Consider the following 13883-nt stretch of genomic DNA (forward strand, 5'->3'; position numbering starts at 1 on the left):
ATCAGTGCCTCGACACCTGCAAACGGTTCCACAGGTTGATCATGCCGATCTCGGCCGTCAAGGCACCGATTTGCGCGTCGTTGAAGTGCTCGCGCAAGTCACCGCGCAAGCTGGCGTAATCGGTCTTTTCGTCGAGTACGGTCAGGGCCTCGGTCCAGGCCAGAGCGGCGCGTTCGGATGCGCTGAAATCACTGACGTGACGCCAGACGATCAAGCGGTCCAGCCGTTCGTTGGTTTCATTGGCTTCACGGGCCTCGCGGGTGTGCATCTTCACGCAGAAACCACATTGGTTGATCTGTGAGGCGCGCAGGTGGTCTGTGACGCGCCGACAACGGCTTAGATCTTTTGGTCGTAGCACCTTCTCGCGGCGGCTGCCCTAAGCTCAAGTCGAAGAGTGATTTATGCTGTCCCTTTACTGCCTGGAGAGTTGCCATGATGCTGGATACGCTGCACTTCACGCCTTGGTCCGCGTTGGCAGGCGGTGCGTTGATCGGCTTGGCGGCGAGCGTGATGGTCGTGGCCAATGGACGGGTCGCCGGGATTAGCGGATTACTCGGCAGCCTGCTAGCGCCAGGTGATTCGGGGCGAGGCGAAAAAGCCTTATTCATCCTCGGACTGCTGGCGGCCCCCCTGTTGTGGGCGCTGTTTCAGGTGTGGCCGACCATTGAATTCAAGACCGGTACCGTGGGGCTGATCATTGCCGGATTGTGTGTCGGGATCGGCACCCGTTATGGCTCTGGCTGCACCAGTGGCCACGGGGTGTGCGGTATCTCGCGGCTTTCACCACGTTCCATCGTCGCGACGTTGAGCTTCATGTGCGCGGGCTTTGTGACTGTGTTTGTCCTACGCCATCTGTTGGGGTTTTGAACATGAAAAAACTCACGGCTTTCCTTGCCGGCCTGTTGTTCGGCATCGGCCTGCTGTTGGCCGGCATGGCCAACCCGGCCAAAGTGCTGGGATTTCTCGATATAACCGGTGTGTGGGACCCCTCTCTGGCGCTGGTCATGATCGGGGCGATTACCGTGGCCTGGGTGCCGTTTCACTGGGCCATGAAACAATCCAAGTCGTTGCTGGGGGCGCCGATGCAGTTGCCGGTCAGTCGTGAACTGGATCGACGCTTGATCGGTGGCAGCCTGCTGTTCGGGGTCGGTTGGGGCATTGCGGGCATCTGCCCCGGGCCGGCGCTGGTGCTGTTGCCGACGGGGCATTGGCAGGCTTGGGTGTTTGCAATCGCGATGCTGGCGGGGATGAGGGTATTCAGCATGTTGCAAGCGCGTCGTTAAGTCGCCTCGCCAGGTCAATGTCTAGAGGTCGTAGCCTTCGGCGGCGCAGTCATTGCCGAAGGCTACGATTTTTTGCGTTTCAGGCCGCCAATTCTCCGCTGGCAATCGCCGCCGAAGCCACCAGCATCGCCCGCAACAACACCGCACACCCGGCCGCCAGATCATCCGGCGCGGCATTTTCGATTTCGTTGTGGCTGATGCCGCCTTCGCACGGTACGAAGATCATTCCCGCCGGGCCGAGTTCGGCGAGGAAGATTGCGTCGTGCCCTGCTCCGCTGACGATGTCCATGTGCGACAGGCCCAAGCCTTGGGCGGCGCCGCGTACTGCTTCGACGCAACCTTTGTCGAAGTACAGCGGCGGGAAATCCGCAGTGGGTGTCAGTTCAAAAGTCAGGCCGTGTTCCTCGCAGGTGGTTTCGATGACTTCGCGGACTTCGGCGATCATCGAGTCCAGGCGCGCCGGTTCCAGATGCCGGAAATCCAGGGTCATGCGCACTTCGCCGGGGATGACGTTGCGTGAACCGGGATAGGCTTGCAGGCAGCCAACGGTGCCGCAGGCGTGGGGTTGATGGCCGAGGGCGGCGCGGTTGACCGCTCCGACGATCACCGAAGCGCCGACCAGAGCATCCTTGCGCAGGTGCATCGGCGTCGGGCCGGCGTGAGCTTCGACGCCGCGCAGTTTCAGGTCGAACCATTTCTGCCCGAGGGCGCCCATCACCACGCCGATGGTTTTGCGTTCGTCTTCAAGGATCGGGCCTTGCTCGATATGGGCCTCGAAATAGGCGCCGACGGCATGGCCGCTGACCTCGCGTGGGCCGGCGTAGCCGATGGCGTTCAACGCTTCGCCGACGGTGACGCCTTCGGCATCGACCTTGGCCAGGGTTTCTTCGAGGGTGAATTTTTCTGCGAACACACCGGAGCCCATCATGCACGGAGCGAAGCGTGAGCCTTCTTCGTTGGTCCAGACCACCACTTCAAGCGGCGCTTCGGTTTCCACGCCAAGGTCATTGAGGGTTCGCAGGACTTCGACGCCGGCCAGTACGCCGAAGCAGCCGTCGAACTTGCCGCCGGTGGGTTGGGTGTCGATGTGGCTGCCGGTCATCACCGGTGGCAGGTTGGGGTTGCGGCCGGGGCGGCGGGCGAAGATGTTGCCGACGGCGTCGATGCTGACGGTGCAACCGGCCTCCTCGCACCAGTTGACGAAAATGTCCCGGGCCTGGCGGTCGAGGTCGGTCAGGGCCAGGCGACAGACGCCGCCCTTGACCGTGGCGCCGAGCTTGGCCAAGTCCATGAGCGACTGCCACAAGCGGTCGCGGTTGATGTGCTGATGGGTGGACTGCAGAACGTCTACGGCAGCGTTCATGATGATCTCCTCAGGCAGTTGTTGTAGGTTTCTTCAGGCTGATCGTTGTCGTTTATGAGGCCGTCTTCGCGAGCAAGCCCGCTCCCACAGGGGAATGCATTTCAAGTGTGGGAGCGGGCTTGCTCGCGAAGAGGCCATCAATCACACCGCAGATTTCGCAACAGACGGGCTGGGGCGCATCGAGCACAACCCGTAATAAATCAGCCCGCCAAGCGCTGAGCCGGTAAACCAGCCATAGTCGTAGAACCAGCTGAATGCATTGCTACCGAGCGACAGCAGCGTCAGCGCCACCGGCACACCAAACGCAATAAACCCGAACCAGTTCCACGCTGGATAAACGTCGTCGCGGTAAAGACCGGCCAGATCCAGTTGCTGTTTCTTGATCAGGAAATAGTCCACCACCATGATCCCGGCGATCGGGCCCAACAGGCTCGAATAGCCCAGCAACCAGTTGGAATACACCGTCTCTAGGCTTAAATCCGAGACGATCAAACCGAGCTTCTTCAATAGCTCATGGGCCATCAGTGCCAAACCGACCAGGCCGGTGAGCATCACCGCTTTGGTGCGGTTGATGAACTTGGGTGCGACGTTCTGGAAGTCGTTGGTCGGCGAAACGATATTGGCCGCTGTGTTGGTCGACAGCGTGGCGATGATGATCAGCGCCATGGCCAGTGCGACCCAGACCGGGCTCTGGATATGGCCGATCAGGGTGACCGGATCGGAGACGGTGACACCCACCAGTTTTACCGAGGCGGCCGTCATCACCACGCCGAGGGAGGCGAACAGAAACATCGTCAGGGGCAAGCCGATAATCTGCCCGACGATCTGATCCTTCTGGCTTTTCGCATAGCGGCTGAAATCCGGAATGTTCAGGGACAAGGTGGCCCAGAACCCGACCATGGCGGTCAGCCCGGCGGCAAAGTAACTGACCACGCTGGCACCTTCCGGACGTTTAGCCGGGATCGCCATCAATTCGGTCATCGAAACATTCGGCATGGCCCACACCAGCAGCCCCACGCCCACCAGCACCAACAATGGCGCCGAGAGGGTTTCGAGCCATTTGATCGAGTCCGCGCCGCGAATCACCACCCACAGGTTCAAGGCCCAGAACACCATGAACCCGATCACTTCACCGGTACCGCCGAGGGATTTCCACCCTTCGAACACGGAGCCGAGAAACAGGTGAATGGCCAGGCCGCCGAACATCGTCTGAATGCCGAACCAGCCGCACGCCACCAGCGCCCGGATCAGGCACGGAATGTTGGAGCCGAGGATGCCGAAGGACGAACGCAACAACACGGGAAACGGAATGCCGTACTTGGTGCCGGGGAAGGCGTTCAGGGTCAGCGGGATCAGTACGATGATGTTGGCGAACAGAATCGCCAGCAACGCTTCGCCGACGCTCAGGCCGAAATACGCGGTGAGCACGCCGCCGAGGGTGTAGGTCGGCACGCAGATCGCCATGCCGACCCACAAGGCGGTGATGTGCCATTTGTTCCAGGTTCGTTCGTGCACCTTGGTCGGTGCCATGTCGTGGTTGTAACGAGGGCTGTCGAGGACGTCACTGCCGGCTTCGAGCTCGAACAAGCCGTCGCGCTCGGTCACTTGCGATCTGATCTGTTGCATGGCCGCTCCACTGTTCTTTTGATTATTGTTGCTCATCAGGGGCTGACGGCATCAATTAACGTGCCGGTTACCCCGTTTGCGCATCGGGCAGTTCCATAAAAACTTTGTAACCAACTGATGTTTATCAGTTTTATTTATATAGCCGATGAGTCACCGGTTACTTGCTTGTTCACTCAGGCCAAATGCCAGGCAAGTTGTCCAAACAGTCAGGACTCAATCTGGTGCATACCACTTTTTTTCAACGTTGCGCATCAACCATAGACCATCCTCAAGCGGCTGATTTCACATAAGAAATCTCGTCTATTTTTACAACCTGTCAAGTGCGTCAAAATGGTGAGAGGCCTCACCATTTTGGTGATTTACAAATTTATTAGTTACTTATCAATAAGTTAAAACAGATATAAGCTTATAAAAAATATTCTTGCTCAATCCTCAAACTCAGGCTAGCGTCTATTCCTGACAGCGCTGACAGGAATACACCTGTTTGCGTCGGCTTCATATAAAACATTTAGAACCGGCACAAGTCGGTCATTGCCTGCGAGGAACTCGGAATGTCTCTGTTGATCCGTGGCGCCACCGTTATTACCCATGATGAAAGTTATCGCGCCGACGTCTATTGCGCCGACGGCGTGATCAAAGCCATCGGCGAAAATCTTGATGTTCCGGCAGGTGCCGAAGTGCTCGACGGCAGCGGCCAATACCTGATGCCCGGCGGCATCGATCCGCACACGCACATGCAACTGCCCTTCATGGGCACGGTGGCCAGTGAAGACTTCTTCAGCGGTACTGCGGCGGGACTTGCCGGTGGCACGACGTCGATCATCGACTTTGTGATTCCCAATCCGCAGCAATCCTTGATGGAAGCCTTCCATCAGTGGCGCGGCTGGGCCGAGAAGTCGGCGTCGGATTACGGTTTCCATGTCGCGATCACCTGGTGGAGCGAACAGGTCCGCGAGGAAATGGCCGAGCTGGTCAGCCAGCACGGGGTTAACAGCTTCAAGCACTTCATGGCCTACAAGAACGCGATCATGGCCGCCGACGACACGCTGGTGGCGAGTTTCGAGCGCTGCCTGGAGTTGGGCGCAGTGCCGACCGTGCATGCGGAAAACGGTGAGCTGGTCTATCACCTGCAACGCAAGTTGATGGCCCAGGGCATGACCGGTCCTGAAGCGCATCCGTTGTCGCGCCCTTCGCAGGTGGAAGGTGAAGCGGCCAGTCGGGCGATCCGCATCGCCGAAACCCTGGGCACGCCGCTGTACCTGGTGCATGTCTCGACCAAGGAAGCCCTCGACGAAATCACCTACGCCCGCAGCAAGGGCCAACAAGTCTACGGCGAGGTCCTGGCCGGGCATTTGCTGCTGGACGACAGCGTCTATCAACACCCGGACTGGCAGACCGCCGCCGGTTACGTGATGAGCCCGCCCTTCCGTCCGCGCGGCCATCAAGAGGCGCTTTGGCACGGTCTGCAATCGGGCAACCTGCACACCACCGCCACCGACCATTGCTGCTTCTGCGCCGAGCAAAAAGCCGCCGGCCGTGACGATTTCAGCAAGATCCCCAATGGCACGGCCGGTATCGAAGACCGCATGGCGGTGCTCTGGGATGAAGGGGTAAACACCGGGCGTTTGTCGATGCAGCACTTCGTGGCGCTCACCTCCACCAATACCGCGAAGATCTTCAACCTCTACCCGCGCAAAGGCGCGATTCGCGTCGGTGCGGACGCGGATCTGGTGTTGTGGGATCCGGAAGGTACGCGGACGATTTCGGCGAAGACTCACCACCAGCAAGTGGACTTCAACATCTTCGAAGGCAAGACCGTACGCGGTGTTCCGAGTCATACCGTCAGTCAGGGCCGGGTGGTGTGGGCCGATGGTGATTTGCGCGCCGAGCGTGGTGCGGGACGGTATGTCGAACGGCCGGCGTATCCGGCGGTGTTTGATTTGCTGAGCAAGCGGGCTGAGTTGAACAAGCCGACAGCTGTGAAACGCTGATATCGAGGCCTTCGGCCTTCGCGAGCAAGCCCGCTCCCACAGGGTGAATGCATTCCAAATGTGGGAGCGGCGGTGCGACGATTCGACTTGCTCGCGAAGAGGCCGGCAGCGACAACACAAAACCAATGCCCATCAGAGGCATTACCTCAATAACCGTGAGGCCAACACCGTGATCAAGACCCTGAACCACCTCCCGCATCCGCACGAGAATGCGGCCGCCCTCGCCGGCCATTTCACCGATCTGGCACCGCCGCTCAACGATCGCCAGGCCCATCTGGAAGCCTCGCGTTGCCTGTACTGCTACGACGCGCCCTGCGTGAATGCCTGTCCGAGCGAAATCGATATTCCGTCGTTCATCCGCAACATCCATCAGGAAAACGTTCAGGGCGCCGCGCAGAAAATCCTCTCGGCGAACATCCTCGGCGGCAGTTGCGCACGGGTGTGCCCGACGGAAGTCCTTTGCCAGCAAGCCTGCGTGCGCAACAACGACCATGAATGCGCACCGGTGCTGATCGGCCTGTTACAGCGTTACGCCGTCGACAACGCACACTTCAACGAACACCCCTTCCAACGTGCTGCATCAACCGGCAAGCGCATCGCCGTGGTCGGCGCCGGTCCGGCCGGGTTGTCCTGCGCTCACCGCAGTGCCATGCACGGTCATGACGTGGTGATTTTCGAGGCACGGGAAAAGGCTGGTGGTCTCAACGAATACGGGATCGCCAAGTACAAACTGGTGGACGACTACGCGCAGAAGGAGCTTGAGTTCCTATTGGAAATCGGCGGCATCGAAATCCGCCACGGGCAAAAACTTGGAGAGAACCTGACCTTAAGCGAGCTGCATCAGCAATTCGACGCGGTGTTCCTCGGCCTCGGTCTGGCCGCCAGCAAACAGCTGGGGCTTGCTCATGAAGATGCACCCGGCCTGCTGGCCGCCACCGATTACATCCGCGAACTGCGTCAGGCCGATGACCTGACCCAACTCCCCCTCGCTGACCGTTGTATCGTTTTGGGTGCCGGCAACACCGCCATCGACATGGCGGTGCAAATGGCTCGCCTCGGGGCACGCGACGTCAACCTGGTGTACCGCCGCGGTGTCGAGGAAATGGGCGCCACCGGCCACGAACAGGACATCGCCAAAGCCAATCAAGTGCGTTTGCTGACTTGGGCACAACCCGAAGAAGTCCTGCTCGATGCTCAAGGCCAAGTACGCGGCATGCGCTTCGCCCGGACCTGGTTAGTCGACGGTCGCCTGCAAACCACCGGCGAAACGTTCGAACTGGCCGCTGACGCCATCTTCAAAGCCATCGGCCAGGCCTTCGACGCCAGCGCCCTCGCCGATCCGCTGGCCCGTGAACTCAAGCGCCAGGGTGAGCGGATTCAAGTGGACGAAAACCTGCGCACCAGCATCCCCGGCGTGTACGCCGGCGGCGACTGCACCAGCCTCGATCAGGACCTCACCGTGCAGGCGGTGCAGCACGGCAAACGGGCCGCCGAGGCCATCAACGCCCAACTCATGCTCAACGTGGAGGCTGCGTAAATGGCCGATCTCTCGATTGTCTTCGCCGGCATCAAAGCCCCCAATCCATTCTGGCTGGCCTCCGCGCCACCGACCGACAAGGCCTACAACGTGGTCCGCGCCTTCGAGGCCGGCTGGGGTGGCGTGGTCTGGAAAACCCTGGGTGAAGACCCGGCGGCGGTCAACGTGTCGTCGCGTTACTCGGCGCACTTTGGTGCCAACCGCGAAGTGGTGGGCTTCAACAACATCGAGCTGATCACTGATCGCTCGCTGGAGATCAACCTGCGGGAAATCACTCAGGTCAAAAAGGACTGGCCGGACCGTGCACTGATTGTGTCGCTGATGGTGCCCTGCGTCGAAGAATCCTGGAAATTCATCCTGCCGCTGGTGGAAGCCACCGGCGCCGATGGCATCGAGCTGAACTTCGGTTGCCCGCACGGTATGCCGGAGCGCGGCATGGGCGCGGCGGTCGGCCAGGTGCCGGAGTATGTCGAGCAGGTCACCCGCTGGTGCAAGACCTATTGCTCGCTGCCGGTGATCGTCAAGCTCACGCCGAACATCACCGACATTCGCGTCGCCGCCCGCGCAGCTCATCGTGGCGGCGCGGATGCGGTGTCGCTGATCAACACGATCAACTCGATCACCAGCGTCAACCTGGAGCGCATGGTCGCCAATCCCGCGGTGGGCAACCAAAGCACCCACGGCGGTTATTGCGGTTCGGCGGTGAAGCCGATTGCGCTGAACATGGTCGCTGAAATCGCCCGCGATCCACAGACCCAAGGCCTGCCGATCTCCGGCATTGGTGGCATTGGCAACTGGCGCGACGCGGCGGAATTCATCGCGCTGGGCAGCGGCTCGGTGCAGGTGTGCACGGCGGCGATGCTGCATGGCTTCCGGATTGTCGAGGAGATGAAGGACGGTTTATCACGCTGGATGGACAGTCAGGGCTACGCCAGCGTGTCAGAGTTTTCCGGGCGTGCGGTGGGCAATACCACGGACTGGAAGTACCTGGACATCAACTATCAAGTGATTGCCAAGATTGACCAGGAGGCCTGCATTGGCTGCGGTCGTTGCCACATTGCTTGCGAAGACACCTCGCACCAGGCGGTTGCCAGCCTTAAGCAGGCGGACGGGACGCATAAATATGAAGTGATTGATGATGAGTGCGTGGGGTGCAATCTGTGTCAGATCACGTGCCCGGTGCAGGATTGTATCGAGATGGTGCCGATGGAGAACGGGAAGCCGTTTCTGGATTGGAATCATGATCCGAGGAATCCGTATCACGTCGCTGTTTAATCGTTGAAGATCAAAAGATCGCAGCCTCGTTTCACTCGACAGCTCCTACAAGGGATTGCGTAACCCTGTAGGAGCTGTCGAGTGAAACGAGGCTGCGATCTTTTGATTCACGGCTCCAACCCAATCCCCCGCAAGATCACACTCGTCACCGTCTGCACCGCCCGCTCGAACTGCATGTCCGACAACGGCTGATGGTCATTCAGAATATTCACCTGATGATCAAAGTCGGCGTAGTGCTGGGTCGACGCCCAGATCATGTACAGCAGGCTCGAAGGTTCCACCGGCAGGATGCGTTTGTCGTCCACCCACTGGCGAATTTTCGCTTCTTTCATCTTGGCCCAGTCGTACAGGCTGACGTCCAGCTTCTCACCCAAGGTCGGCGCGCCGTGGATGATTTCGTTGGCCCAGACTTTGGAACCATAAGGCCGGCTGCGGGAGTGGTTCATCTTGGCGCGGATGTAGCTGCTGAGCACCACGCGCGGGTCGTCGAACATCTCGAAGCACAGCGCGTCCTGTTTCCACACTTCCAGTAAACCCAACAGCACCGCGCTGTACAGCTCACTCTTGGTGCTGAAGTAGTAATGCAGGTTGGAGCGCGGCAGTTGCACTTCGGCGGCGATGTCGGCCATGGCCGTGCTGCCGAACCCTTTTTCGGCGAAAACCTTTTCGGCCCCCAACAGAATTTTCTCGACGTTACTGCGACGAATCTCGATCTTGTGATTGCCCATGAGGGCTCCCTGACAACAGCGTTGCTCAAGACTAGCATCCGCTCTACCTCGCGGCGACAAGGGAAAACGAAACTTCGTACACCCAGCTTCTCGCAGGTAAACTGACCGCCTTTTCGAACTCGCCTCAGAGGTATTCCACGATGCTGCTCAAGAAAACCCTGACCACCGTCGCCCTGCTCGGCTCGTTGTTCGCCGCTTCATCGGTGTTTGCCCATGCCCATCTGAAAAACCAGATCCCGGCCGCCGACAGCACAGTGACCGCGCCGTCAGAACTGCGCCTGGTGTTTTCCGAAGGCGTTGAAGCGACCTTTTCCAAGGTCACGATCAGCAAGGACGGCGTCCCCGTACCGGTGAAAAGCCTCGCCACCGAAGGCAGCGACAAGAAAACCCTGATTGTCACCCCGGCCGCTCCGTTGGCAGCCGGTGCCTACAAAGTCGAATGGCACGCGGTGTCGGTCGATACCCACAAAAGCGAAGGTGCTTACAGCTTCAAGGTTGGCCAGTAATTCATGTCGAGCGCGATGGTGCTTTGCCGCTTTCTGCATTTCACCGTTGTGCTGATGCTGTTCGGGGCGTGGGTCTTCAGGCCTCTTTTGGTCAATGGCGACGCTGGAAATCTGGATCAGCGACTGACGAAGACAAGCCGCTGGCTGGCGGCGGTGGCGTTGGTCACTGGCGTTAGCTGGTTGCTGCTGATCACGGCCAGCATGGCCGGTTCGTGGGACGCGGCATTCGATCCGTCAACCCTGCAACTGGTGCTCGGCAATACATTTTTCGGCCAGGTCTGGCGCTGGCACTTGCTGCTCAATGCGTTGTTGGTCGCGCTGCTGATGACGCCCTTGCGTGCAAATCTGCCCCTGCGAATCGGCTTCGCCAGCCTGCTGCTGGCCACCCTCGCCCCGGTCGGCCACGGTGCCATGCTCGACGGCCTCAATGGCCAATTGCTGATCCTCAATCAAATCATTCACCTGACCTGCGTCGGCGCCTGGCTCGGCGGCTTGATGTTGTTGGTAATGATCCTGCGGCAGCCGGCAGAGCATTCCATCAAAGCGACCTTGCAACGCTTCAGCGGCGTTGGTTACGTATTGGTGGCGGGGTTGGTGATGACCGGTTTGATCAACGTACGGGTACTCACCGGGCAGTTCTGGCCGACGCCGCTGCTGTCCGGGTTTGCGCTGATTCTGTTGATCAAGGTTGTGCTGGTCGCCGGGATGCTGGGGTTGGCGTTGTTCAATCGGTTGCGGATCAAGCATTGCGAGCAACGACTGCCAACGCTGAAAACCAGCGTGATCATGGAATGGTTTCTGGGGATGGGAGCGGTGGCTGCCGTTTCTTTACTCGGCACGATGCCGCCGATGATCGTGAGCTAAAACACAAAACCCTGTGGGAGCGGCGGTGCGGCGATCCGACTTGCTCGCGAAGGCGATGTGTCAGTCAGCCAATGTGTTGAATGTGACGCCGCCTTCGCGAGCAAGTCGGATCGCCGCACCGCCGCTCCCACAGGGGTTATTCGACATACTACAAAATCGCGCAAAGTCATCGTACAACTTCTGATTGACATTCCCCGTAACACTTGCAAATAATTCGCCCCGATGTTGTACGACGACGTATAACAAAAAATAAAAACAACAAGAAACACGGGAGCGTCACTGTGAGCAAGCTCGTCCGCAATTCCTCCGTTTGCACCCCTCGCCCAGCCTTCGCACTCCGTCATACCCTGAGCCTGATCGGTTGCAGCAGCCTGGCCCTCGCCCTGCCCATGACCAGTCATGCCGAAGGTTTCGTCGATGACGCCAAAGCCACGCTGAACCTGCGCAACTTCTACATCAACCGCAACTTCACGAACCCGGCCTACCCGCAGGGCAAGGCTGAAGAGTGGACGCAAAGCTTCATCCTCGATGCCAAATCCGGATTCACCCAGGGCCCCGTCGGGTTCGGCATGGATGTGCTGGGCCTGTACTCGGAAAAACTCGACGGAGGCAAAGGCACGCGCGGTACCTCGTTGCTGCCGATTCATGACGACGGTCGCCCGGCCGACAATTTCGGGCGCCTGGGTGTGGCGCTGAAAGGGAAAGTTTCGAAAACCGAATTGAAGGTCGGCGAATGGATGCCGGTGTTGCCGATCCTGCGCTCCGACGACGGCCGCTCCCTGCCGCAAACCTTCCGTGGTGGTCAGGTGACATCCACCGAGATCAGTGGCCTGACGCTCTACGGCGGCCAGTTCCGCGCCAACAGCCCGCGCAACGATGCGAGCATGCAAGACATGTTCATGAACGGCAAATCGGCTGCCTTCACCTCGGACCGTTTCAACTTTGGCGGCGGTGAATATGCGTTCAACGAGAAGCGCACCCAGGTCGGCGTCTGGTACGCGCAACTCAGCGACATTTATCAGCAGCAGTATTTCAACCTGAGCCACAGCCAGCCCATCGGCGACTGGACCCTCGGCGCCAACCTTGGCTACTTCATCGGCAAGGAAGACGGCAGCGCCCTGGCCGGCGACCTCGACAACAAAACCGCGTTCGCCATGCTCTCGGCCAAATACGGCGGCAGCACCTTCTTTGTCGGCCTGCAAAAACTCACCGGCGACGATGTCTGGATGCGGGTCAACGGCACCAGCGGCGGGACCCTGGCCAACGACAGCTACAACTCCAGCTACGACAACGCCAAGGAAAAATCCTGGCAGCTGCGCCACGACTACAATTTTGTGGCGCTCGGCATTCCCGGCCTGACAATGATGAACCGCTACATCAGCGGCGATAACGTGCACACAGGCACCATCACCGACGGCAAGGAATGGGGCCGCGAGTCAGAACTGGCTTACACGGTGCAGAGCGGCGCGCTGAAGAATCTCAACGTCAAATGGCGTAACGCGTCGATCCGCAAGGACTTCAGCACCAATGAATTCGACGAAAACCGCATTATCATCAACTACCCGATCTCGTTGCTGTAAGCCGAGGGGCGGGGGATCAACACGAGCCCTGTGGGAGCGAGCTTGCTCGCGATGGCGGCGTTACATCCAACATCAATGTATTTGACATAAAGCCATCGCGAGCAAGCTCGCTCCCACAAAGTGCTTTGCAGTGTCAGCGGATGCAGGGATGACCCTCCGTCAATTTCAACCGATGACGCGTTGACAACGACCCGAGACCCTAACAATACTTCGGACTAGTCGTACGACAACCTATAACGAACTAAATAACAATAACTGCTTATGCAGGGACCTCCATGACAACCACTCCTATACCCCGCACTCCTTTCAATCGTCTCCTCCTGACCGGTGCCGCCGGTGGCCTCGGCAAAGTCCTGCGCGAAAGCCTGCGGCCCTACGCCAATGTGATTCGCCTGTCAGACATCGCCGACATCGCCCCGGCCATCGATGACCGTGAAGAAGTCGTGCCCTGCGACCTGGCAGACAAGCAAGCAGTCCATCAGTTGGTTGAAGGCGTGGACGCAATCCTGCACTTTGGTGGCGTGTCGACGGAGCACTCGTTCGAAGAGATCCTCGGCGCCAACATCTGCGGCGTCTTTCACATCTATGAAGCCGCTCGCCGCCATTGTGTGAAGCGCGTGATTTTCGCCAGTTCCAACCACGTGATCGGCTTCTATAAACAGGATGAAGCCATCGACGCCCACTCCCCTCGCCGCCCGGACAGCTACTACGGCTTGTCCAAGTCCTACGGCGAAGACATGGCCAGTTTCTACTTCGATCGCTACGGCATCGAGACCGTCAGCGTACGCATCGGCTCCTCGTTCGCGGAACCGCTCAACCGCCGAATGATGAGCACCTGGTTGAGCTTCGGCGACCTGACTCAATTGCTCGAATGTGCGCTGTACGCCCCTAATGTCGGCCACACCGTGGTCTACGGCATGTCCGACAACAAGAACGTCTGGTGGGACAACCGTTTCGCCACCTGCCTGGGTTATGAACCTCAGGACAGCTCCGAAGTGTTCCGCGAAAAAGTCGAAGCCCAACCGATGCCGGCCGCTGATGACCCGGCTCGGGTCTACCAGGGGGGTGCGTTTGTCGCGTCCGGCCCGTTCGGCGACTGAACCCGCGTAAATCACTTGATCCCAACAACA

At 59.3% G+C, this 13883-nt stretch carries 12 protein-coding genes and 1 pseudogene; 9 read left to right on the plus strand and 4 right to left on the minus strand.

What is annotated here, in order from left to right:
• Position 1 precedes the first annotated feature (1 nt).
• A pseudogene (locus CUN63_RS30405) lies at positions 2–313 on the minus strand (carboxymuconolactone decarboxylase family protein); the annotation flags it as partial.
• 119 nt (positions 314–432) lie between these two features.
• Here CUN63_RS30405 and CUN63_RS30410 point away from each other — a divergent pair.
• The gene (locus CUN63_RS30410) at positions 433–867 is read left to right on the plus strand and encodes a YeeE/YedE family protein (RefSeq protein ID WP_129444834.1); all 435 of its coding nucleotides are present in this window, start codon (positions 433–435) and stop codon (positions 865–867) included.
• A gap of 2 nt (positions 868–869) precedes the next feature.
• Positions 870–1283, plus strand: a complete 414-nt coding sequence (locus CUN63_RS30415) for a DUF6691 family protein (protein ID WP_129444835.1) — start codon at positions 870–872, stop codon at positions 1281–1283.
• Positions 1284–1362: 79 nt separating this feature from the next.
• On the opposite strand, the gene CUN63_RS30420 is transcribed toward CUN63_RS30415, so the two are convergent.
• Positions 1363–2646, minus strand: coding sequence for a Zn-dependent hydrolase (locus CUN63_RS30420; RefSeq protein WP_129444836.1), 1284 nt, complete (start codon positions 2644–2646; stop codon positions 1363–1365).
• A 141-nt stretch (positions 2647–2787) separates the two neighbouring features.
• Positions 2788–4272: an NCS1 family nucleobase:cation symporter-1 gene (locus CUN63_RS30425; protein WP_129444837.1), complete on the minus strand. Its 1485-nt coding sequence runs from the start codon at positions 4270–4272 to the stop codon at positions 2788–2790.
• A gap of 551 nt (positions 4273–4823) precedes the next feature.
• Here CUN63_RS30425 and hydA point away from each other — a divergent pair.
• The 3 genes from hydA to preA all read left to right on the plus strand — a co-directional run bounded on the left by hydA (position 4824) and on the right by preA (position 9075).
• Positions 4824–6263, plus strand: coding sequence for a dihydropyrimidinase (gene hydA / locus CUN63_RS30430; protein ID WP_129444838.1), 1440 nt, complete (start codon positions 4824–4826; stop codon positions 6261–6263).
• Positions 6264–6432: 169 nt separating this feature from the next.
• Positions 6433–7800, plus strand: a complete 1368-nt coding sequence (locus tag CUN63_RS30435; protein WP_129444839.1) for an NAD(P)-dependent oxidoreductase — start codon at positions 6433–6435, stop codon at positions 7798–7800.
• Positions 7801–9075, plus strand: coding sequence for an NAD-dependent dihydropyrimidine dehydrogenase subunit PreA (preA, locus tag CUN63_RS30440; RefSeq protein ID WP_129444840.1), 1275 nt, complete (start codon positions 7801–7803; stop codon positions 9073–9075).
• A 107-nt stretch (positions 9076–9182) separates the two neighbouring features.
• Here preA and CUN63_RS30445 read toward each other — a convergent pair whose 3' ends face one another.
• On the minus strand, positions 9183–9803 hold the full coding sequence (locus tag CUN63_RS30445) for a TetR/AcrR family transcriptional regulator (protein WP_129444841.1): 621 nt from the start codon (positions 9801–9803) through the stop codon (positions 9183–9185).
• Positions 9804–9943: 140 nt separating this feature from the next.
• Here CUN63_RS30445 and copC point away from each other — a divergent pair, with 140 nt between their 5' ends.
• The 4 genes from copC to CUN63_RS30465 all read left to right on the plus strand — a co-directional run bounded on the left by copC (position 9944) and on the right by CUN63_RS30465 (position 13853).
• On the plus strand, positions 9944–10309 hold the full coding sequence (gene copC / locus CUN63_RS30450; RefSeq protein WP_129444842.1) for a copper homeostasis periplasmic binding protein CopC: 366 nt from the start codon (positions 9944–9946) through the stop codon (positions 10307–10309).
• A 3-nt stretch (positions 10310–10312) separates the two neighbouring features.
• Positions 10313–11173 carry a copper homeostasis membrane protein CopD gene (gene copD, locus CUN63_RS30455; RefSeq protein ID WP_129444843.1) on the plus strand — a complete coding sequence of 287 codons (861 nt, stop codon included), beginning with the start codon at positions 10313–10315 and terminating at the stop codon, positions 11171–11173.
• A gap of 281 nt (positions 11174–11454) precedes the next feature.
• Positions 11455–12753: an OprD family porin gene (locus CUN63_RS30460; RefSeq protein WP_129444844.1), complete on the plus strand. Its 1299-nt coding sequence runs from the start codon at positions 11455–11457 to the stop codon at positions 12751–12753.
• A gap of 275 nt (positions 12754–13028) precedes the next feature.
• Complete coding sequence (locus tag CUN63_RS30465) at positions 13029–13853, plus strand: NAD(P)-dependent oxidoreductase (protein WP_129444845.1); 825 nt, start codon at positions 13029–13031, stop codon at positions 13851–13853.
• Positions 13854–13883 lie beyond the last annotated feature (30 nt).

Origin of the sequence: Pseudomonas sp. ACM7 (assembly GCF_004136015.1) — a bacterium.
GTDB classification, from domain to species: Bacteria; Pseudomonadota; Gammaproteobacteria; order Pseudomonadales; family Pseudomonadaceae; genus Aquipseudomonas; species Aquipseudomonas frigoris.

Excerpts from the sequence above, each read along its gene's own strand:
- CUN63_RS30445 (WP_129444841.1), bottom strand. The coding sequence starts at position 9,803 with ATGGGCAATCACAAGATCGAGATTCGTCGCAGTAACGTCGAGAAAATT.
- CUN63_RS30465 (WP_129444845.1), top strand. The coding sequence starts at position 13,029 with ATGACAACCACTCCTATACCCCGCACTCCTTTCAATCGTCTCCTCCTG.
- CUN63_RS30410 (WP_129444834.1), top strand. The coding sequence starts at position 433 with ATGATGCTGGATACGCTGCACTTCACGCCTTGGTCCGCGTTGGCAGGC.
- hydA (WP_129444838.1), top strand. The coding sequence starts at position 4,824 with ATGTCTCTGTTGATCCGTGGCGCCACCGTTATTACCCATGATGAAAGT.
- copD (WP_129444843.1), top strand. The coding sequence starts at position 10,313 with ATGTCGAGCGCGATGGTGCTTTGCCGCTTTCTGCATTTCACCGTTGTG.
- preA (WP_129444840.1), top strand. The coding sequence starts at position 7,801 with ATGGCCGATCTCTCGATTGTCTTCGCCGGCATCAAAGCCCCCAATCCA.
- CUN63_RS30415 (WP_129444835.1), top strand. The coding sequence starts at position 870 with ATGAAAAAACTCACGGCTTTCCTTGCCGGCCTGTTGTTCGGCATCGGC.
- CUN63_RS30420 (WP_129444836.1), bottom strand. The coding sequence starts at position 2,646 with ATGAACGCTGCCGTAGACGTTCTGCAGTCCACCCATCAGCACATCAAC.
- CUN63_RS30425 (WP_129444837.1), bottom strand. The coding sequence starts at position 4,272 with ATGCAACAGATCAGATCGCAAGTGACCGAGCGCGACGGCTTGTTCGAG.
- copC (WP_129444842.1), top strand. The coding sequence starts at position 9,944 with ATGCTGCTCAAGAAAACCCTGACCACCGTCGCCCTGCTCGGCTCGTTG.